This is a genomic window from Caulobacter sp. P1_B12_2 (assembly GCF_056406675.1).
The window spans coordinates 1-5,331 of the sequence record NZ_JBFTZS010000331.1 but is presented as its reverse complement, the minus strand read 5'-3'; the positions used below and the strand labels follow the sequence as shown (position 1 = coordinate 5,331).

6 protein-coding genes and 1 tRNA gene are annotated in these 5,331 nt (G+C 67.8%); 3 read left to right on the top strand and 4 right to left on the bottom strand.

What is annotated here, in order from left to right; genetic code table 11:
• The 4 genes from AC1DZ6_RS18295 to AC1DZ6_RS18280 all read right to left on the bottom strand — a co-directional run.
• Positions 1-1,363 (bottom strand): acetyl-CoA acetyltransferase (locus tag AC1DZ6_RS18295; RefSeq protein ID WP_477098568.1); only part of this gene is annotated, 1,363 nt, incomplete at its 3' end.
• Positions 1,360-1,992, bottom strand: a complete 633-nt coding sequence (locus AC1DZ6_RS18290; protein ID WP_477098567.1) for a glutathione S-transferase family protein — start codon at positions 1,990-1,992, stop codon at positions 1,360-1,362. The genes AC1DZ6_RS18290 and AC1DZ6_RS18295, both read right to left, overlap by 4 nt.
• Before the next feature lie 66 nt (positions 1,993-2,058).
• Entirely contained in the window at positions 2,059-3,000 is a 942-nt protein-coding gene (locus AC1DZ6_RS18285) for a mechanosensitive ion channel family protein (RefSeq protein WP_477098566.1), read from the bottom strand.
• Between the two features lie 182 nt (positions 3,001-3,182).
• Positions 3,183-3,258 (bottom strand) — tRNA-Lys (locus tag AC1DZ6_RS18280).
• 81 nt (positions 3,259-3,339) lie between these two features.
• On the opposite strand from AC1DZ6_RS18280, the gene AC1DZ6_RS18275 reads away from it, so the two are divergent.
• The 3 genes from AC1DZ6_RS18275 to AC1DZ6_RS18265 all read left to right on the top strand — a co-directional run bounded on the left by AC1DZ6_RS18275 (position 3,340) and on the right by AC1DZ6_RS18265 (position 5,258).
• On the top strand, positions 3,340-3,678 hold the full coding sequence (locus AC1DZ6_RS18275) for an Hpt domain-containing protein (RefSeq protein WP_477098565.1): 339 nt from the start codon (positions 3,340-3,342) through the stop codon (positions 3,676-3,678).
• 89 nt (positions 3,679-3,767) lie between these two features.
• Positions 3,768-4,352, top strand: a complete 585-nt coding sequence (locus AC1DZ6_RS18270) for a hypothetical protein (RefSeq protein ID WP_477098564.1) — start codon at positions 3,768-3,770, stop codon at positions 4,350-4,352.
• A gap of 75 nt (positions 4,353-4,427) precedes the next feature.
• A complete protein-coding gene (locus AC1DZ6_RS18265) occupies positions 4,428-5,258 on the top strand; it encodes a TIGR00266 family protein (protein ID WP_477098563.1) in 831 nt (276 codons plus the stop codon).
• Positions 5,259-5,331 lie beyond the last annotated feature (73 nt).

The window sequence follows — 5,331 nt, the reverse complement described above, 5'->3', positions numbered from 1 at the left end:
CCCGGGCCCGGCCGCCGTCGGTGGTCCGCACGATGGCCACGCCGTGGGTCGGGGCGCCGTCGCGGTCGTAGAGCACCGTGTGGGTCTCGAGAACCGCCTGGCCCGTGGCCTCCTCGACGAAGGCCGGGACAGGGCCGCGCCGGGCGTCGGCCGCCGTTTGCACGCTGATCTCCGCCAGCGGCCTCGCGCCCTCCGGAGCGGGGCGGTCGGCCAGCACCAGCCCGTGGTGCTTGGTGACGAATTCGCCCTGGCCATAGAGCAGGCCGGTCCCCGCGCCGTCCCGCAAACGCCGGGTCATGGCGACGGCGGCATGGGTCATGTAGTCGTTCATCGGCGCCCCGAAGAAGGTCAGGCCGCCGGTCACGGTGGGCGTGACGTCGGGCGGCAAGCCCAGCTTGCGCCGGGCCATCTTCGGCACGCAGGGGAAGCAGCTGTAGAGCTCCAGGGCGTCGAAGGCCTCGACCATGCCGCCCACGGCCTCCAGCACGGCGTCCTGGGCGACCGAGCCGTGATAGTGGTCGCGTTGCAGGTAGTCGCCGGGCTCGCGCGCCGCCGCCCCGCCCCAGACGAAGACCAGCCGCTCATCCGGCACACCCGCCGCCCGGGCGGCGGCCAGGCTGGTCAGGATCACCGCCGCGCCCTGGTTCACCTGCATGTTGGCGACCATCAGCTTGGTGTAGGGCCAGGCGATCGGACGGTTGTCGGGGCGCGGCGTGGTGATCTGCTCCGGCGTGAAGGCCGTCTTGATCCAGGCGTTGGGCTGCCCGGCCGCCACCGCCGCATAGGCCGACCACAGGGCGCCGGACTCCGCCAGCGCCTCGGCGGGCGTCTGCCCCCAGTGATGGGCGGCGGCGTTCTCGTAGAACGGATAGACGCTGACCGGCAGGAAGACCCCCAGCTTCAGAGCCAGGGGATGGACCTCGATGCGCGGCCCGCCGCCCGTGGCCGGCGGCTTGGACGTCCAGGGCAGGTCGACGCCGGCGGCGCGGGCCTTGTTGACGCTCCACTGCGCCTCGGCCCCGACCACGGCGCAGACCTGCGCCTCGCCTCGGGCGATGCGCAGCGCGGCCTCGTGCAGGAACCGCACCGGGCTCTCGCCGCCCACGGGGCCGTAGACGGCGCGGGCTGGGGCGACGCCCAGCCGGGCGCACAGCTCGCCCGCCGCGTCGGCGTAGCGCCAGCTCAACTGATTGACGATGTCCAGCGAGGCGATCCTGGCCAGGAAGCCGCCGCCCGCGTCGGCGTCGGCCTCGCGCAGGGCCGCCTCCATCAGGGCCAGGGGCTCCAGGGCCTTCGAAAGGTCGCTGGGCCGGTCGAGGGCCTCGCCGACGCCGACGATGACGGGAATATGCTCGGGGCTCACAGGACGGGTTCTCCGGCGCTTTCGGCGGCCAGGGCGCGCCGGTAGCCGTCGCGGGTCTTCATCCGCTGCAGGTGGACCTTGAAGGCCTCGGGGAAGCTTTCGGCAAACCCCAGCTGCTCGCCCAGCTTCAGGGCGTAGGCCACCGAGATGTCGGCCATGGTGAAACGGCGGGCGGCGACATGGCCGCTGTCGTCCAACAGCTTGGCCGCCGCCTTCAGGCGCGACAGGAACCACTGCACATAGTCGGCCGCCGCCKGGGGCAGGCGGCGCTCCTCGGGCTCGAAGACCGCGTAGCGCAGATGGATGGTCTGCGGGAAGGTCAGGGTGGCCTCGCCCATGTGCAGGAAGTTCAGATAGGCCCCGAAGCCCGGCTCGTCGGGCGCCACGGTCAGGTCGCTGGGGCCATGGCGGCGCGCCAGATACTCGCCGATCGCCGCCGACTCGCTCATCAGGGTCTCGCCGTCGATCAGGGTCGGCGTCGTGCCCAGCGGATTGACGTCCAGATAGCCGGGCTCGCGGAAGCGGGGCGGGAAGGGCGTCAGCTTCAGGTCATAGGGCAGGCCCAGCTCTTCCAGGGCCCACAGAGCCCGGAACGAGCGCGCGCCGACGCAGTGATAGAGCGTGATCATCCTGGCCGCCTCTCGTCTTCGTTGTCGGCAGCATCCGACGGAACGCGGCGTCAGGCCATCGTGCCCCTACGGCGCCGCGCGCGTCTTGGCCTTGCGTGGCGGCGACGGCCTGGGGCGAGCCTCCGAGCGCTCCATCGAGACCTGATGCGGATAGGGGAAGCTCAGGCCCTTGGCCTCGAAGGTCTCCTTGACGGCCTTCACCAGGTCGAACTTGGTGTTGATCCAGTCGTCGGGGGCGGTCCAGCAGCGCAGGGTGACGCTGACGCTGCTGTCGAGCAGGGCCGTCACCCGCGCCCAGGCCTTGGGCTCGGACAGCACCCGGCGGTCGGCGTTGGCCAGTTCGACCAGAGTGGCCAGGGCCAGGTCCAGATCGTCCTCGTAGTCGACGCCGAAGGTCAGTTCGATGCGTCGACGGCCGGCCCGGGTGATGTTGACGATCATGTCGCCGAACACCTTGCCGTTGGGCAGGAACAGGGTCAGGCCGTCATAGTCGAGCAGCTTGGTGTTGAAGAGATCGATGGCCTGGACGACGCCCTGGCGGCCGTTCAGCTCGACCTTGTCGCCGACGCGGTAGGGCCGCTGGAGCAGCAGCATGACGCCCGCCGCCACATTGCTGAGCGTGCCTTGCAGCGCCAGGCCGATCGCCAGGGACGCCGCGCCCAGCACCGCGATCACCGAGGTGGCCTGGACGCCCAGCTGCTGCAGCACGGCGATCAGGCCGATGGCGATCACCACGTAGCTGACCAGGCCCGAAACGAACGAGCCCAGGGTCTTGTCGGCCGGGTTATGGCGATTGAGACGCTGGACCCCGGACTCGGCCAGCCGGCCCAGGCGCTTGGCCGCCCACAGGGTGAGCGCCAGGATCAGTCCGGCCACCAGGATGCGCACCGAGAACGCGCCCAGGGTGGCGGCCAGATTGCGCAGCATGACCGGATCGCCGGACGTGGCCATGCCCACCATGTCGAAGAACGGTGCGACAGGGTCGGGGGCGGGCGGTTTGGCGATCATGACTCCCTTTCCGCGAGGCTTCGCGTTCGGGACTTAAACCGCTCGAGCCAGCCAAGGTTGCCCCGGCRGGCACGGATCGCCGATTGGTGGGGACGCCCTCACGCGGGCCTTTGTGCAAACGCCGACGACCGCTAGTATGGCGGCTTCCCCAAGGGGGTGATCATTGATTTCATTGGGGGAAATGGTGGGCGCAGTAGGATTCGAACCTACGACCCGCTGATTAAGAGTCAGCTGCTCTACCAACTGAGCTATGCGCCCGTCCGGCCCGAAGCGGTGGTTTGCCTCGGCGGCGAGGCGCGGAACATACGCAAAGAATCTTGGAACGCAAGGGACTATTTTTTGGCCAGACGAGATATCAGCGGAGCCGTGGATTTCGCCTATCTGGAAGGGTTCGCGATGGATGACTCCACGGTCATCGACGAGGTGTTGGCGCTGTTTCGCGAACAGGCCGCGCTATGGACGCCGATGCTCGATCCGGGTCATCCCGGATGGCGGGACGCGGTCCACACGGTGAAGGGCGCGGCGCGGGGCGTCGGGGCTTTCCAGCTCGGCGACGTCTGCGCCGAGGCCGAGGCCGGGACCAAGGGCCTGGGCGACGTGCGCACCGCCCTGGACCTGGCCCTGATGGACATCGCCGCCTATGCGCATGAACGGGCGTTGAGGTCGCTGAAGGGGTAGGGCTGGATTCTACGCTTTCGAAGTTGCGCTCCCGCCGGGGAGCTTGACTATACAGTCGATCCTGCGACGGCTCTTTGCTGGAGGGCCCTATGACGACGTGGAACTATTTCCTGCTTTGGCTCGAACAGCACGACAAGCTGGCCGCCTGGGGGCAACTTCTAGCGGCTGCTATCACGCTTTTCGCCACCTTTCTGACCGCAAATATGCCGATCTGGGCTCAGCGTCAGGAGCGAAAGGAATACCAAACGCAGCTTGAGGGGGCTCTTTTGGCGATCTGTTGGCGTCTCGGAGGTAACCTCAAGGGGGYGATCAATCAAATCGCTGATCCTGCCGAACGAGACATAGTTATGCACCACGAAGCTACGGTGCTGCGAGAGGTCGATCAGGCGATCTCGGACCTCGCCACTTTCCCTCGATTGGAGTTGGTCGATCCTAAGGTGCGCGTTCGACTAGATCAGCTTCAGTCGGAAGTGCGGAAAATTCGCCATAACATTTCGACCACGCTCAATGCGGCCAGAGGGCAGCGCGACCTGTCTTCAAGTTGGATCGATCTAATCCAGAGGAACTACGACGAGTTGAATAGCGCAATCGATACTCTCGCGCGTGCCGTCGGTGAAGCGTCTGCAAAGCGCGACCCTCGAAATCCAGTGATACACACTCATCCAGACGCTTAAATGAACGAATGCACCGCACCCATCGGTGCGAAGTGTCTCCTCTATTTCGCTTCCACTTCAGGAGCCCCCATCGCCATGCCTACCAGCCCCTGGTCGCACACCCGCAGCGCGGCCGTCGCCGACGACATCGACTTCGAGATCAAGGGCCAGGAGCTGCAGTTCCTGGAGATCGAGCTGGACGCCGGCGAAAGCGCCGTGGCCGAGGCCGGCTCGTTCGTCTGGAAGGACGCCAGCGTCCAGATGACCACGGTGTTCGGCGACGGCTCGGGCGACACGGGCGGCGGGTTCATGGGCAAGCTGCTGGGGGCGGGCAAGCGGCTGGTCACCGGCGAGAGCCTGTTCACCACCGTCTTCACGCACACCGGCTCGGGCAAGGCCCGCGTGGCCTTCGCCTCGCCGACGCCGGGCGCGATCCTGCCGCTGAACCTGGGCCAGCTGGGCGGTTCGCTGATCTGCCAGAAGGACAGCTTTCTGGCCGCGGCGCGCGGCGTGTCGATCGGGATCCACTTCCAGAAGCGGGTGATGACCGGGCTGTTCGGCGGCGAGGGCTTCATCATGCAGCGCCTGGACGGCGACGGCTGGGTGTTCGTCCAGATGGGCGGCACCCTGGTMGAGCGCGACCTGAAGCCGGGCGAGGAGCTGCACGTCGATACCGGCTGCCTTGCAGCCTACACCCCGGGCGTCGACTTCGACCTTGTCATGGCCGGCGGCGTGCGCAGCGTGCTGTTCGGCGGCGAGGGGCTGTTCTTCGCGCGGCTGCGGGGGCCGGGGAAGGTGTGGATCCAGTCGCTGCCGTTCTCGCGTTTGGCGGGACGGATGATGGCGGCGGCCGGCGGGCAAGGCGGCAATCGGGGCGAGGGGTCTATCCTGGGTGAGATCGGCGACCTGATCGGCGGAAACAGGTAGGGGGAACTGAACGCCCCCTCCGTCACGATGCGTATTCGCATCGCGCCACCTCCCCCGTTTCACGGGTGAGGAG

What these genes read in the sequence shown, in the direction of transcription:
- AC1DZ6_RS18285 (WP_477098566.1), bottom strand. Translation starts at nt 3,000, where the DNA reads ATGATCGCCAAACCGCCCGCCCCCGACCCTGTCGCACCGTTCTTCGAC.